Raw genomic sequence first — 14,989 nt, 5'->3', positions numbered from 1 at the left:
CTTGCTAAGCGTTTTATGTAAAAAACGAAAGCCTTTATTACCTCACCTTTAGCGTTCTATGCATATTATTTAGCAATACAGCCTTAAATTGTTTTAAGGCTGTTTTTTTATTCAAATACATCTTGAATCACTTTAACCACAACCGCTGTGCTGACTGCGACGAGTAGCAAATCGCGTCCACTTATACGCCATTCATACCCTTCATAAACAGGTAATTGGGATACAAACCCTCTCGGTAAATGATGCCTCCCTATACCAGCAGGTAATGGCTGACCAACAATAATTTGTCTTGCCATTTTAGGTGGTAAACGTGAATAGCCTGTAATTCCATAATCAATTGCAATCGGTCTAATCGACGCAACATTTAAATTAACACTTAAAACTGGTATAGCAGGACTTGGTATTATCATTCCGTAATTAGGATAATAACGAGGCGCATTAGGGTGTTTTCTATGCTCTTTATACTTATGTTTATGCGGTCTATCGTCATAATATTGATGATGACTATGACCTTCCCAGTGGTGATTCCGAGCATCTGCCTGAACGCTATAAGGTATTATCATTAATAAGATAGAAAGAGTGCATCTTCCCATTTTCAGTTTTTCCATCATTGCAACTCCGCCGCTAATCATCCCGCTTAAAGTAATCAGTCGTTCGAAATTCAACAATCGGAAATTGTCTTATATTAGGTAATTATACGTAAATTCGCTATTGATGTTTTTTATTAATTTATAATATTCTATTAAATACATAATTTTTTTATTTAAAACTTAATTTCATCCATTGAATTGTACTTTCAACTTAATTTTTTGCCTATCCCAGTTTTTTTATCCACTATAGATGAGATTGAGTCACATTTATGTTATTGTCTATGCGTAACTTATAGTGAAATACTTTAACCAAAACATTTATTTGTACGTTTGATGTCAATAAAAAAGGAGAGCACATGCAGCAGCAACTGCTAGACTGGGTACGCCAGTTTAATCAAGAATATGCCGATATTGCTTCGCTTTTAATGGTCTTAGGCTTAATTTTAATCGTTGCCCTCGTTTTGCATTTTATTTTGCATAAAATTATTCTTCCTCGTATCGAGAAAAGTGGACAGAAAAAAGACAGTGGATGGCAGCGCCAATTAACCCAATTCAATTTATTTAACCGCATCGCTTTTGTTATCCAAGGTGTTGTTGTTAATATTCAAGCCGTGTTATGGCTACATGCTGGCTCAACCGCACAGCAAATATTAACCGTGGCATCACAGGCTTGGTGTTTACTTTTCGGTTTGCTCACCTTTTATTCTATTCTCGATATCTTATTAAGTATCTTACAACGAGCAGCAAAAACAGCCCATTTACCATTACGAGGCATTTTTCAGAGCATAAAACTGATCGCTACCGTGCTCATTGCCATCATGATCATTGCATTATTGATCGGTAAATCTCCACTTATCTTACTTAGTGGTTTAGGTGCAATGACGGCCGTCATGATGTTGGTCTTTAAGGATCCCATCATGGGGTTAGTTGCAGGTATCCAACTATCTGCAAATAATATGGTGAACATTGGTGATTGGCTTGAAATGCCAAAATATGGCGCTGATGGTGCAGTCGTCGATATTGGTCTAACAACAGTTAAAGTTCGCAATTGGGATAACACCGTTACCACAATTCCAACTTATGCTTTGATTTCGGATTCATTCAAAAACTGGAAAGGCATGACTGAATCAGGTGGTCGCCGTATTAAACGTAGTATTCGTTTAGATACCACCAGCATCCATTTTCTTGAACCTGAAAAAATTACCGCTTTAGAAAAAGCGAATTTACTTGAGCCCTATATGGGACAAAAAATATCTGAGATTCAAGTGTTCAACTCTGCGATTCCAGACGACAAAGCAACACCATTGAATCAACGCCGGCTGACCAATATCGGTACATTTCGTGCTTATGTTGAGGCGTATATGAAATCACATCCGAATATTCATAAAGGGATGACAATCATGGTAAGGCAGCTTGAGTCTGACTCAAATGGCTTGCCGATTGAAATTTATGCCTTTACGAACACAACGGCATGGGTTGAATATGAACGTATTCAATCGGATATTTTTGACCATATTTTTTCCATCCTGCCACAATTTGATCTACGCGTTCATCAATCACCAACGGGTACAGATATGCGCGCGATTGGTCAAACCATAGCAAATTCAAATACCCAAGAGTAACTAATTAATTTATCTAATGGTATTACAACTTTGGTAGTACAGTAAAAGAGGGAAAATACCCTCTTTTACTGCTTTTAGCACCTCTCATTATATAAATAAATACATATCGATAGATAATGTAAATCGCTATATTTCCCTAAATTGCCGAAAAAACCCTTTTAATATTAATGTGATAAAACATGATAGCCTTTGATTTATCATGGATATTGTTGATGTAGGTCATGTTGCTTTGTTACAACTTTTTTTAACATACATAGGAAAGTGATATCGAACTTTACATATAGGCAATGTCAATGCATAAAACAAATAAAAATACTCATTTTGGAGAACTGAGCAGAAGGGAGTTTATTCAAACTTCCGCAACAGTGGCTACCGCAGCTGCTGTCGCAGGCTCAATCACCTTACCTTTTGCTGCTCAAGCAAAAACACCAGAAATCATGCCTGATGAAATCAACGAAAAAATCAGTTATAGCGCTTGCTTAGTTAACTGTGGTAGCCGTTGTCCACTCAAAGTCCATGTTAAGGATGGTGTTATCAGTCGTATTTCTAATGAAACCATGTACGACGACTCTACATTAGGGGAGCACCAAATTCGCCCATGCTTACGTGGCCGTTCAGTACGTTGGAAAACCTACAATCCTGATCGCCTGAAATACCCAATGGTGCGCGTTGGTAAACGCGGTGAAGGCAAATTCAAAAAAATCAGTTGGGATGAGGCAACAACCATCATTGCTGAAAAACTCAAATACACCATTGATAAATATGGCAGCGATGCAATTTATTACCAATACGGTACAGGTTCAACAGGGGCTAACTTGCATGGTCGTGCGGCATGTAAACGTCTTCTCAGCCTGACGGGTGGGTTCCTAGGTGACTACGGTACCTATTCCTATGCTCAGTTAATGGAAATCACACCATATGTTTATGGTAGTGTGGAAGAATCCCTGCTTTCTGAGATCCAAAACTCAGACCTCGTTGTGATGTTTGGTCATAACCTTGCTGAAACACGTATGTCTGGTGGCGGTCAGTTCTATGAAACATTGAACGCATTAGACAAGAGTAAAGCGAAAGTCATCATCATTGACCCTCGCCGTACTGATAGTGTGACCACACTTGGCGCAGAATGGATCCCTATCTATCCGGGTACCGATGCTGCACTAGTTGCAGCGCTAGGCTATGTCATGATCCAAGAAGGCTTAACCGATGAAGAATTTTTGAAAAATTACTGTGTCGGTTGGGATGAAAGCACACTGCCCGCTTCCGCACCACGTAATGGTTCTTACAAGGATTATATCCTTGGTAACGGTCCAGATGGCATCGCTAAGACTCCTGAATGGGCTAGTCAGCTAACCGGTATTTCGGTTTCACGTATTATCCAATTAGCTCGCGAAATTGGTAATTCAAAGCATGCGTGGATTTCACAAGGCTGGGGTTTACAACGTACTGAAAATGGCGAACAAGCCTGCCGCTCTATCATGATGCTTCCTATCATGTCAGGTAATATTGGTCGCCCAGGTACCAATACAGGCCTTTGGGGCAATAGTATTGCTTACCCTGTTGCTGGTTTCGCTTTACCAAACCCTGTTAAAGCGACATTACCTTCATTTATGTGGACTGAAGCTATTGTCCGCGGTAAAGAGTTAACTGCTGAAAATGGCGGTATCAAAGGGGCAGATAAGCTCAATAACGACATCAAATTTATGTGGTGCTACTCAAGTAACGTGATCGGTAACCAGCACGCTGACTTGAATAAAACCCACGATATTTTATCTGATGAATCAAAATGTGAATTTATCTTAGTTTGGGATAACCACCACACGCCATCGGCACAATATGCTGATTTGCTGCTGCCGGATGTTACCCCCGTTGAGACAAATGACCTTATCAATAACTCCTATGCAAGTGGCGCCTATCACTATTTAGTCCGTTTGCAAAATGCGATTAAACCTCTGTGGGAAAACCGCCCTAACTATGATGTATTAGCTGACATTGCAGAGAAAATGGGAGTAAAAGAACAATTCACTGAAGGTCGTACTTATGAAGAGTGGATTGAATATTGCTACAACAAAACCCGTGAAAAAATGCCTCATTTACCTGAGTTCAGTGAAACCGATGGTGGTGGCATTATCGACCGTCAATTTGCCGATACGTCAAAATACATTGCACTGAAGGATTTCCGTGATGATCCTGTCGCAAATCCATTAAAAACACCTTCTGGAAAAATTGAAATTTATTCAGAGCAATTAGCAGAGCGTGTTAAAAATTGGGAACTTCCAGAAGGCCAGCGTATACCGGCAATTCCGGAATATTGCGTCAATAAAGAAGGCGTTGAACAGCAACGTAGCCAACAAAAATTCCCATTATTAATGACGGGCTTCCATGATAAAGGTCATGTTCACTCAAGCTATTTTAATGTTGAGATGTTACGTGAAGCTATTCCACATCAATTCTGGCTCAACCCTATTGATGCCCAAGAACGTGGATTAAGCAATGGTGATGTCGCTGAAATATTCAATGACCGTGGTCGCATTCAGATTAAAGTTAAAGTGACTGAGCGCGTATTACCGGGTGTTATCGCTGTTCCACAAGGTGCATGGCGTACCTTAGATACAGCGGGATTAGATACGGGAGGCTGTATCAACACCCTAACCTCACAAGTTCCTTCTCCACTGGCAAAAGGAACACCACAACATACTAACCTTGTTGAAGTGAAACGCGCTTAAGGAGTTAATTGATGAAACAGTATGGCTTTTATTTTGACTCCACAAAATGTACTGGCTGTAAAACGTGTCAGGTCAGTTGTAAGGACGAAAAAGATCTCGATTTAGGCCCTAAATTCCGTCGTGTATACGAATTTGGTGGTGGTAGTTGGCAGAAACAAGATGGTATTTGGCAGCAAAATGTTTATAGCTACTATTTATCCATCTCTTGTAACCACTGTTCGAACCCAACCTGCGTGGAAGGTTGTCCAACAGGAGCGATGCACAAACGTGCAGAAGATGGCCTCGTTGTTGTCGATCAATCCGTCTGTGTTGGCTGTCGTTATTGCGAATTGCGTTGCCCGTATGGCGCGCCTCAATATGACGAGAAGAAAAAGCTGATGAGCAAATGTGATGGTTGATACGAGCGTGTCGCTAAAGGTATGAAACCTGTTTGTGTTGAGTCATGCCCACAACGAGCGCTGGATTTTGATGATATCAATGTCCTTCGTGAGCTTCATGGCACGGAATGCGGTATTGCACCAATGCCAGACCCAAGCCTGACTAATCCAAATATCGTCATTAAGCCACACAAAGATGCCAAACCATCTGGCGATAAAAGTGGCGAACTCAAAAACCCAGCGGAGGTGTAAAATGCATGAATTACCATTAGTCTTTTTCACCGTCCTAGGGCAATCGGCGGCAGGTCTATTTTTATTTGCGTATTTGAGCAAAAAAATGGGATCTATTGATGAAAAACAATTGAAAAATGCCAATATTCTCGCATTTGTGGTGATGATTATTGGATTAGCTATTGGTGGCTTACACGTTGGCCAACCGCTACGCTTTTTCAATATGCTACTCGGTGTTGGTCGTTCGCCAATGAGTAATGAGGCGTTCTTAAGTGGCGTTTTTGTCACTTTTGCCGCGGCAACACTGTTTTTCACATTATTTTATAAAAAACCGCTGTTACGCGAACTCGCGAACATTGCTGCGGTGATCTCTGGCCTCGCTTTTGTTTGGTCAATTCCGCAAGTTTATAATATTGCGTCCATTGCAAACTGGAATACTAGCTACACCACATTACAAATGTGGATGACCATGTTAGTCGGTGGCGGAGCCTTGGCGATTGCTATCGGTGCTCGTGGTTTAGGTATTGCGGCTTTCTTAGTCGGTGCTGTCGTTATCTTCGCAAGCCGTGCTGGTTATCAGGCCTTTTTATCCGAAACAGGCCCTGCACTTAGCGCAGAACAGACTGGTTTTTGGGGATTCCAAGTTGTTGTACTGGTGATCGCATTAGCTGGTTTTGTCGGCATGGCATTAAAACAACGTGCCCCAAAAGCGACTCTCGCAACCTGTGCGGGTGCCGTTTTACTTGCAGAACTTGCTGGGCGTATCGCTTTTTATAACCTGTGGCAAATTACGATGTAATTCATCATTACACCTGTTTTCCCACTAAAGAGAAAGCCTGCAAAATTGCAGGCTTTCTCTTGTCGTTGCCCATTATACAAAATAACACTGACAATTTTATTCTGTGAGCTTTGTAACACTGAGTATGAATTACAGATTATCAACGTCAAATCACCGCCAAGTCATTTCACTCACCCAAACAGAATTGAAGCTAAGCGAACGCTATTAATACTGCGGTTAGAGAGCCTCAAGCACAGCACCACAATTGATGATTAAAAAGATGAATTAGGTTGCTGTAAAAATGCAATTTCTTCTTTCGTTGATACCCGCCCTAATATCTCATTACGATGCGGATAACGCCCAAAACGATCAATAATGGCTTTATGCTGCATTTCATAATTCAATGTATTGTCGTCGCCTAATCCTCGAAATAACTCCACCGCTTGTTGATGAATAAAACTGGATTCCGAATGCATAAACGGCATGAGAATGAATTTTCGTTGAGATAAAGGCAATAAATTATAGTCTGGCTGTTTGATCGCTTCTTGAGCTAACACTAAAGCCATTTGGTCTTGTGCAAACGCTTTTGCCGTATCACGCCAAATATTTCTTGAAAACTGGTCTAGAACGATAATTTCAGCGAGTCGACCACGGATAGAAATTCGCCAGTAAGCAAGTTCGCCTTTTGCCGCACGTTCTAAGGTTCCGGCAAAACGTTGGGTAATGACCGCATCAAATTTTGCACTTTTTTCAAACCACTGTTTTGGTGTCGATTCTTCGAACCAAAATGTCAAAACGTTCTCCATGGTATTCATAATCGTTAGATACCCAATTTCTGTAGTGATAAGTTATTTTTTATCGTAAATAAAACCCATTATCATTGTTATGAGCTAGCTCTTAAAACAACAATCATAAGACAAATATTTTACGTTTTTGCGAAGCGGTTCCAAAATTAGCGACCAATCGTGGTTATAAATCAATCAGCCTGATAGGGTTCTCCTATCGCTATTCAATAAAAATAATTAAAATCTATCAATCCACATAGCCTAAGTAAATTAACCTAAAAGATACCGATGCCTTCATTAAAAAATGAACAGTTAAATGATTTAGTGAATACATCGCTATTTTTCACGACAAATAACACCAAACCAATATTATATTCGTATAGGCTATAAACTCAGTTATCCATATTTACATGCGCCAGGTGTTCTCGTTTGAGAAATTGATTATTATCATAGTGTTGCAATTAATCAACTAGCTAAAATGAGTCATAGTACTTTATCAATTCATCAGTATTTTTTAAGAAACCTTTATTTAAAACAAAACAGACAAGTCTATATTTTAATATCCAACCCATTGCCTTTATCGGTTTTCATTCTAATTTAGAGCGTCTATTGTGGACTTTACATTTCCCCATAAAAGATTTGACATTATTGATATATCATAAATAAAAATGGTTAATAATAGTGGTGGATACTCAACACAGTCTAAATAAGACATTACCGAACGCAATTTGTGACTATCCCATGATATTTGTTACTTTCGATATCAAACATGCTGAACAACAATAACGAATATAAGCAAAAAACATCTTATAGAATAATGCTACTCCGCTTCATCCATCCCCTTCCATTTAGCCTATTACCTATTTATTTTCTTACACCAAGTCCAAAAATGTCTTTGGGGGTGACATTAACTGAATCATAATTAGAATGCTTATTGTTTAGATAGTGATAATAACATCTATTTTGTATTGCTAATTTTGAAAAAATATTTTTTTACGACATAATGACGCATTATTAACGCCTTTTAATTCATAATATTAACAATGATAGGCCTCTAATAGAGATTATTACTTGTTACAATCTTAACTTATTGATTTGCTATTTAATGCCAATTTACAATGATTATTCACGACATTACATACATTTGCTGAATCCAATGATAACATTTGTGTTCAATCTATTAATTGATGCTCGCTTTTTACACTTATCGTCGCTAACAGATGCCGTCAAGTGAGTTAATTTGTCATCGTTAGTGCTGCCACTCGCTGTGGCCCAGTGTTACTTTCATACTTGTTGGAGGAGCAGTTCGAATGGCAGGACATATGGTACTCATTGGATGGGCCTTATGGGTAAGCCCTTGCGGCACAGATGCATGTGATGCGCTACCTGTTACTGAGACCATTTTTACGCAACAAGAATGTATCAGCCGTAAATCTTACCTCGAATCCAAACGCCCAAACCTGTACTTTATGTGTGGTGAAGTCTATCGAGATAGCGACGAAATTAAAAAAGAGGACCAACACAGTGTGCCTGCGCCTAATCCTCCATTACGTTCATTACCAACGCGTATTTCTCGATAACATTGGCAAACGTGGGAGCCCGTTGTAACTTGCTCCCACCAAACAGCTAGGCAATTTCAGCGATGGCACAATCTGCGTTAATATAATCACCTTTTTTAGCAATATATTTCAATTTACCTGCACGGTGTGCCATTACCTGAACCTCCATCTTCATGGCTTCCATCACGCCAATCACCTCCCCTTGAGCCACCTCATCACCTTCAGCAACTAACCAGTTAAATAACACACCTGAAATTGGCGCATTCAGCAAATGATCCTGCTTGTCATTGGCTTGTGTTGTCGTAGAGGCTTGCTCAGTAGATTGTAACGATAACCCTGCTAATAATTGTGCGGGCAATCCTAATTGGCAACGTTTACCATCAATTTCAATAAAAGTATGAGTTAACGGCTGCTCATTTTGAGGGAGCTGACGTTTTGCTGGCGGAATTTGTACCCTAAACTCGGTTTCAATCCAACGTGTATGCACGTTAAATTGCTCACAAAAGTCCATTTGTTCTATCACTGCGCGATGAAAAGGCAATACCGATGCTACACCTTCAATAGTAAATTCGGCTAAAGCACGGCGAGCACGCTGAATGGCCTGTTCTCGTGTGCGGCCAAACACAATCAATTTCGCCATTAGTGAATCAAATGTGCTTGGTATGGTTGATCCTGCCATGACACCACTGTCTAAACGAACACCTGGGCCAGATGGTGGATCAAAACGCTGGATCACGCCCGGTGTAGGTAGAAAACCATTTCCCGCATCTTCAGCATTGATACGAAACTCAAAAGCATGACCTCTGGGCTTAGGTGTTTCATTGATGCTTAATGGTAACCCTTGGGCAATACGTAATTGTTCAATGACTAGGTCTATACCTGTCGTTTCTTCCGTCACAGGGTGTTCTACTTGTAAACGTGTATTCACTTCAAGGAAAGATAATTTACCATCTTGGCTAAGTAAAAACTCGACTGTAGCAGCGCCGATATAATTTGCTTTCGCACAAATATCGACAGATGCTTGAATGATTTGTTGCTGTAACGCTTGCGAAAGAAAAGGCGCTGGCGATTCTTCCACCAACTTTTGATTACGACGCTGTAAAGAACAATCACGAGTCCCGACGACAACAACATTGCCATGCTGATCAGCAATCACTTGTGCTTCAATATGGCGAGGATTATGCAGAAATTGTTCAAGGAAACATTCGCCGCGTCCAAATGCTGCTGTCGCTTCCCTCACTGCCGAGTGGTAGAGCTCTTCCACTTCCTCCATCTGCCATGCCACTTTTAAACCTCGTCCTCCGCCACCAAATGCAGCTTTTATAGCAATGGGGAGACCATTCGCGTGAGCAAACGCCACGACTTCCTTCGCCTCTTTCACTGGCTCTTTTGTTCCTGCGACCAATGGCGCGCCCACTTGCATGGCAAGTTGGCGAGCTTTTACCTTATCACCTAATATTTCAATAGTTTCTGGATTAGGTCCAATCCAGATAAGGCCATTCTCTTGCACGGCACGTGCAAATTCTGCACGTTCTGAAAGAAATCCATAACCAGGGTGAACCATCGTAGCCCCTGATTTTTTCGCGATCCTAATCAGTTTGTGCATATCCAGATAGCTGTCAGTGGGGGTATTACCCGCTAAACCATAGGCCTCATCCGCCATTTGGACATGTAATGCCGCAATATCTGCATCTGCATAAACGGCCACAGACGTAAACCCCATATCACGACAAGCACGAATAATTCTTACCGCTATTTCACCGCGATTCGCGATCAACACTTTATGTTGAATATTATGATTAATTGTAGGCATAAGTGTCCCGACTCCCTTCAAATTCGTTGAATACCTTTATTGGATTAAATTGTATTTTTGCGTTAACAGGGATTTGACCCGCTAGGTCTAAATGATATTCACACACTGCCCCGATAACCGGATAGCCCCCCGTTAATGGGTGATCATTCAAAAATAGGACCGGTTGACCATTCGCGGGAATTTGAATTGCACCAACACAAGTCCCTTCACTCGGTAATTCTTGATGTTTAGCGCGCTCGATCCCCTTATCCCCAGCTAATCGCAAACCGATACGATTCGATGCCGCAGTCACTTGCCATAATTGCGATGTTAATAATCGTACCGCTTGCTGTGTAAACCAGTCAGTTCGAGGACCTAAAACAATATCTAATACAACAATTTCATGAGCGCTTGGATAATTTAAAACGGGCAGTTCATTGAGTGAAATGACAGTTTGCTGCTTAAGGCTTTTCACGGCTAAGCACTGCCCCGCCTTGAGTGGCGCTGGGCCAACTTGAGCTAAGGTGTCGAAAGAACAACTTCCTAAAATAGGTGTCATCTCAATGCCACCGCGTATAGCCAAATAACTACGAACCCCTTTAGTCGCCGTCCCCAAATGGATAATGTCGCCCTTGGCAAGTTGAATTGGCTGATATTGCTGCGCAAAATAGTGGATCCCTTCCGCTGTGGTGATTTCAACATCACAACTGGCTCCGGTTACCCCGACTAATAAAGGTCTGTTTGCCTGCGCTTTAAAGCCACCTTGAGTGATTTCTAATGCAGCTTCATGAATATCATTCCCAACAAGGCGGTTAGCGCTACGTAATGCCCCTTTATCCATCGCTCCCGACTCGGAGATCCCCAAAGCCGACAATCCCATTCGTCCATAGTCCTGTACTAATGTTTGTAAGCCTGTTGCTAGCACCGTCAAATCATCACTCAGGACCATTTTTTCATGACTTTTATGGTGATGAGTCGGCTGAGGTAAACTGTAAGTCGTCTCTGCTCTGGCGGCATCAACAAAATTGACTCGATAACCCGGTTTTAACAGCGCGGGTTCCTCTCGATACAAATCCCAAACAGCCGTTTCCGTGACACCGATGAGCTGCCATCCCCCAGGGCTAGCCTGCGGGTAAACACTACTAAACTCTCCCGCTAATGCCACTGAGCCGGCTGGAATACGGATCCTCGGCGATGGCCTTCTAGGTACATTCAACTGTGCATTTTTCGCCACCATATAAGCAAATCCGGGAGCAAAACCACAAAATGCCACTTGGTATTCATTCCCCGTATGTCTCCTTATGACATCTTCAATCGATGTACCAAGATACTCAGCCACATCAGCAAGATCTTCCCCATTGTAATGAACGGGGATCGTCACTAGCGGCCCCGATTTCAACTCCGTTGCTGAAATGTCTAAACGGCCAATTTGATCAATTAACTTATCAATATTGGTGAGCATTGAATTAAAACGAACAAGCACTGTTCTTGCCGCTGGTGTTATCTCTTCAATTGCCAGTTTGTGTGCCCTATTGCGCAGTAAATGAGTCAATGCCATCGTCTCTTCAAGACTGTGTAGCTCGATCATAAAAGCGCTTAAATTGACCGGTAAGAATCGCATTACCCCCTCCTATACATGGTAGGCAGCATCAGGTATATCAGTAATAAACATATGTCCCGGTGCATGGCTAAGCGCAAAGGGGACTCCCGATTTCATCACCGCAGCTTGCGGCGTCACACCACAAGCCCAAAATACGGGGATCTCACCATTTTCAATACGGACTGGGTCGCCAAAATCAGGTGCCATCATATTTTTGATGCCTAATTGTTCAGGCGCCCCGATATGAACAGGAGTGCCATGAACCGATGGAAAACGCCCTGTAATACTGACGGCATCGGCTACCCGCTCCGCCAAGATAGGTCTCATCGAGACAACAAGCTCACCTTGTAAACGCCCTGCTGGGCGGCATAAGCGATTCGTTTTATACATGGGTACATTGGTGTTATCCGTAATATGGCGGACATCAATCCCCGCTTCCATTAATGACGTTTCAAAGGTAAAGCTACAACCAATTAAAAAGGTTACTAAGTCCGGATGTTCCTGATAAATATGGGTCGCGTCCGTTACTTCATCAACTAAATTGCCGTTTTGCCATACACGATAACGTGGGATATCTGTTCGTAAATCAGCGCCTTCAGCTAAAATTGTTTGCCAACTTCCCGCTTCGCACACGTCTAAAACAGGACAGCTTTTGGGGTTACGCTGGGCATACAATAAAAAATCAAATGCCCAATCACGAGGTAATGCGATCATATTAGCTTGTGTCAAACCTGCCGCTAAACCTGCTGTTGGCTTGTCAAAACCTTGGCGGATCGCCTCCCTTGCTTCTCTCGCCGCGGCGATTGCTTTTTCTGAGGCTTTAAATAACCTAGTCATTGCCCTCTCCCCGCAAAAGCAGTAATTTCAACGCCATTTTGTTGCAACAGTTCTCGAACCTTTTGCGCCATAGCCAGCGCACCGGGGCTATCGCCATGTACACAGATCGAACCTGCATCAATCGGTGTAAAGGTTCCCTCAATCGACATCACGCCACCTTCATTGACAAATTGCAGCATACGCTGTGCTACTTGCTCAGGATCATGTAGAACTGAACCGACTTCTTTACGCGAAACTAAGGTACCATTCGCGTGATACGCTCTATCTGCAAATGCCTCTGCAACGACAGTAAGCCCACTTTCTTTCGCCCATTCAATCAACGGTGAGCCAGCAAGTGCAACCAAGACCAATTGAGGGTCAATAGCGCAGATCGCTTCAATAACTGCCATTCCTTGACGTTTATCATGGGCGATGGTGTTGTACAGTGCACCATGAGGTTTGACATAATCAACGTGACAACCCGCAGCTACCGCTAACCCTTTCAGCGCCCCGATTTGATAAATCACATCTGCAATCAGTTCATTCGATGAGATATCCATATTCCGACGGCCGAAACCAACTAAATCTGGATATCCGACATGAGCACCAACTACAACATGGTTGGCTTTAGCCTCAATTAACGTGTTAAAGATCCCTTCAGGAGAGCCAGCATGAAATCCGCAGGCAACATTGGCGCTGCTAACCACTTTCAGCATGGCGTTATCATTACCCATTTGCCATTGGCCAAAACTTTCCCCGAGATCACTGTTTAAATCGATAATTTTTTTCATTGTTCTATTTGACCTCTACTTCAAATAATTAAAGATAGCTTCAACCGACATGGCGCCCATATACCATGTCAGGGCACAAATAATAACGCCAGACCATAGCAACCAACGCGGATAATGATATCCGGACATCAAATCAGCACGCTTCCACCCGATATAAACAAAGATAGTTAAACCAATCGGTAAAATTAATCCATTGAAGCCACCAGCAAATACCAATAAGGCTGCTGGTGCCGTTCCCATCATTAAATAAACAGCTAATGAAATTGCAATGAATATGATTGTGGCAATGTTACGCTGCCTTTCTGTAATGGATTTTTTAAATGCGGTAATAAAGCTCATTGAGGTATAAGCAGCGCCTATTACACTCGTCAAAGCCGCTGCCCATAAAATCAATCCAAAAATGCGCAATCCAAAATTACCCGCAGCAGCTTGAAACGCTTGGGATGCAGGATTTGCAGCCTTACCTGAAATATCAATGGTCACACCGCTTGCTACCACGCCAAGAATAGCGAGGAATAAGATGTAACGCATGAGGCCAACAACTAGGATCCCCTTAGTCGCAGCACTTGAAACAACATGAATATTTTCAACACCCACCGCACCTTTATCTAATAAGCGATGTGCACCTGCATAGCAGATATATCCGCCTACTGTACCGCCCACAATCGTTGTGATCATTGCAAAATCAACAGTATCTGGCAGGACACTTTGGCGTAATGCTTCCCCAACTGGTGGATTAGAGGCAAAGGCCACAAATAGTGTCAGCCCTATCATGACTAACCCCAACACAATTATTACACGGTCAATGAATGTACTCGCCTTACGAGAAGAGAAAATATAAATCGCTAATAATGCACTGATTAATCCTCCCCATTTAGGATCTAATCCGACGAGGGCATTTAACCCTAACCCAGCGCCCGCAATATTTCCGATGTTAAAGATGAGCCCTCCGAATATGACTAATACAGCTAACACATAGCCACTGCCAGGAATGGTCGCGTTGGCTATCTCAGAGGAGTGCATTTTCGTTAATGTCACTACTCGCCAAATATTTTGTTGGACAACAAAGTCAATAATAATTGACGCGAGGATCCCGAAAGCAAATGCAGCCCCTAATGTAACGGTAAAGGTTGCAGTTTGAGTGATAAAACCGGGACCAATTGCGGATGTTGCCATTAAGAAAATCGCACCAATTAATGAAGTGCGCCTATTTTTTACAAATTCAGCACTGCTGGTGGTTGTGTTTTCTTGAGCTGCCATATGCATACTCCTTTCGAATTGTTTTTGTCGTTATTGATGTTGTGATAGTGATAAAGGCAAAAAAC

11 protein-coding genes and 1 pseudogene are annotated in these 14,989 nt (G+C 42.0%); 5 read left to right on the top strand and 7 right to left on the bottom strand.

The features are described 5' to 3' along the window. Window positions 1–107 precede the first annotated feature (107 nt). Window positions 108–611: an anti-virulence regulator CigR family protein gene (locus tag P2E05_RS08300; RefSeq protein WP_163861164.1), complete on the bottom strand. Its 504-nt coding sequence runs from the start codon at window positions 609–611 to the stop codon at window positions 108–110. 335 nt (window positions 612–946) lie between these two features. Between P2E05_RS08300 and P2E05_RS08295 the strand changes: the two genes are divergently transcribed. From P2E05_RS08295 to P2E05_RS08280, 4 genes and pseudogenes are all read left to right on the top strand, one after another. Beyond that, the gene (locus tag P2E05_RS08295) at window positions 947–2,212 is read left to right on the top strand and encodes a mechanosensitive ion channel family protein (protein ID WP_154621930.1); all 1,266 of its coding nucleotides are present in this window, start codon (window positions 947–949) and stop codon (window positions 2,210–2,212) included. Between the two features lie 293 nt (window positions 2,213–2,505). Continuing rightward, the gene (locus P2E05_RS08290) at window positions 2,506–4,935 is read left to right on the top strand and encodes a DMSO/selenate family reductase complex A subunit (RefSeq protein WP_251464028.1); all 2,430 of its coding nucleotides are present in this window, start codon (window positions 2,506–2,508) and stop codon (window positions 4,933–4,935) included. Window positions 4,936–4,946: 11 nt separating this feature from the next. Then, a pseudogene (locus P2E05_RS08285) lies at window positions 4,947–5,564 on the top strand (DMSO/selenate family reductase complex B subunit). Window position 5,565: 1 nt separating this feature from the next. Continuing rightward, a complete protein-coding gene (locus P2E05_RS08280) occupies window positions 5,566–6,342 on the top strand; it encodes a dimethyl sulfoxide reductase anchor subunit family protein (protein ID WP_154621932.1) in 777 nt (258 codons plus the stop codon). Between the two features lie 251 nt (window positions 6,343–6,593). On the opposite strand, the gene P2E05_RS08275 is transcribed toward P2E05_RS08280, so the two are convergent. Continuing rightward, complete coding sequence (locus P2E05_RS08275; protein ID WP_154621933.1) at window positions 6,594–7,136, bottom strand: DUF924 family protein; 543 nt, start codon at window positions 7,134–7,136, stop codon at window positions 6,594–6,596. A gap of 1,280 nt (window positions 7,137–8,416) precedes the next feature. Between P2E05_RS08275 and P2E05_RS08270 the strand changes: the two genes are divergently transcribed. Then, window positions 8,417–8,686: a hypothetical protein gene (locus P2E05_RS08270; RefSeq protein ID WP_154621934.1), complete on the top strand. Its 270-nt coding sequence runs from the start codon at window positions 8,417–8,419 to the stop codon at window positions 8,684–8,686. A 46-nt stretch (window positions 8,687–8,732) separates the two neighbouring features. On the opposite strand, the gene P2E05_RS08265 is transcribed toward P2E05_RS08270, so the two are convergent. Genes P2E05_RS08265 through P2E05_RS08245 form a run of 5 tightly spaced genes read right to left on the bottom strand, consistent with a single transcriptional unit; the run spans window position 8,733 to window position 14,924 of the window. After that, window positions 8,733–10,478, bottom strand: coding sequence for an acetyl/propionyl/methylcrotonyl-CoA carboxylase subunit alpha (locus P2E05_RS08265; protein ID WP_167520917.1), 1,746 nt, complete (start codon window positions 10,476–10,478; stop codon window positions 8,733–8,735). Next, complete coding sequence (locus tag P2E05_RS08260) at window positions 10,465–12,078, bottom strand: 5-oxoprolinase/urea amidolyase family protein (protein ID WP_272657890.1); 1,614 nt, start codon at window positions 12,076–12,078, stop codon at window positions 10,465–10,467. The genes P2E05_RS08265 and P2E05_RS08260 overlap by 14 nt, the downstream gene beginning before the upstream one ends. A gap of 9 nt (window positions 12,079–12,087) precedes the next feature. Further along, on the bottom strand, window positions 12,088–12,894 hold the full coding sequence (locus tag P2E05_RS08255) for a putative hydro-lyase (RefSeq protein WP_163861161.1): 807 nt from the start codon (window positions 12,892–12,894) through the stop codon (window positions 12,088–12,090). Continuing rightward, a complete protein-coding gene (locus P2E05_RS08250; RefSeq protein WP_272657889.1) occupies window positions 12,891–13,664 on the bottom strand; it encodes a LamB/YcsF family protein in 774 nt (257 codons plus the stop codon). The genes P2E05_RS08255 and P2E05_RS08250 overlap by 4 nt, the downstream gene beginning before the upstream one ends. 15 nt (window positions 13,665–13,679) lie before the next feature. Beyond that, the gene (locus P2E05_RS08245) at window positions 13,680–14,924 is read right to left on the bottom strand and encodes an NRAMP family divalent metal transporter (protein WP_154621939.1); all 1,245 of its coding nucleotides are present in this window, start codon (window positions 14,922–14,924) and stop codon (window positions 13,680–13,682) included. Between the last annotated feature and the right edge of the window lie 65 nt (window positions 14,925–14,989).

Origin of the sequence: Providencia stuartii, from assembly GCF_029277985.1 — a bacterium.
Lineage (GTDB): Bacteria > Pseudomonadota > Gammaproteobacteria > Enterobacterales > Enterobacteriaceae > Providencia > Providencia zhejiangensis.
This window is presented reverse-complemented; position numbering and strand designations above follow the sequence as displayed.

Excerpts from the sequence above, each read along its gene's own strand:
- P2E05_RS08280 (WP_154621932.1), top strand. The coding sequence starts at position 5,566 with ATGCATGAATTACCATTAGTCTTTTTCACCGTCCTAGGGCAATCGGCG.
- P2E05_RS08295 (WP_154621930.1), top strand. The coding sequence starts at position 947 with ATGCAGCAGCAACTGCTAGACTGGGTACGCCAGTTTAATCAAGAATAT.
- P2E05_RS08260 (WP_272657890.1), bottom strand. The coding sequence starts at position 12,078 with ATGCGATTCTTACCGGTCAATTTAAGCGCTTTTATGATCGAGCTACAC.
- P2E05_RS08270 (WP_154621934.1), top strand. The coding sequence starts at position 8,417 with ATGGCAGGACATATGGTACTCATTGGATGGGCCTTATGGGTAAGCCCT.
- P2E05_RS08275 (WP_154621933.1), bottom strand. The coding sequence starts at position 7,136 with ATGAATACCATGGAGAACGTTTTGACATTTTGGTTCGAAGAATCGACA.
- P2E05_RS08250 (WP_272657889.1), bottom strand. The coding sequence starts at position 13,664 with ATGAAAAAAATTATCGATTTAAACAGTGATCTCGGGGAAAGTTTTGGC.
- P2E05_RS08245 (WP_154621939.1), bottom strand. The coding sequence starts at position 14,924 with ATGGCAGCTCAAGAAAACACAACCACCAGCAGTGCTGAATTTGTAAAA.
- P2E05_RS08255 (WP_163861161.1), bottom strand. The coding sequence starts at position 12,894 with ATGACTAGGTTATTTAAAGCCTCAGAAAAAGCAATCGCCGCGGCGAGA.
- P2E05_RS08300 (WP_163861164.1), bottom strand. The coding sequence starts at position 611 with ATGATGGAAAAACTGAAAATGGGAAGATGCACTCTTTCTATCTTATTA.
- P2E05_RS08265 (WP_167520917.1), bottom strand. The coding sequence starts at position 10,478 with ATGCCTACAATTAATCATAATATTCAACATAAAGTGTTGATCGCGAAT.
- P2E05_RS08290 (WP_251464028.1), top strand. The coding sequence starts at position 2,506 with ATGCATAAAACAAATAAAAATACTCATTTTGGAGAACTGAGCAGAAGG.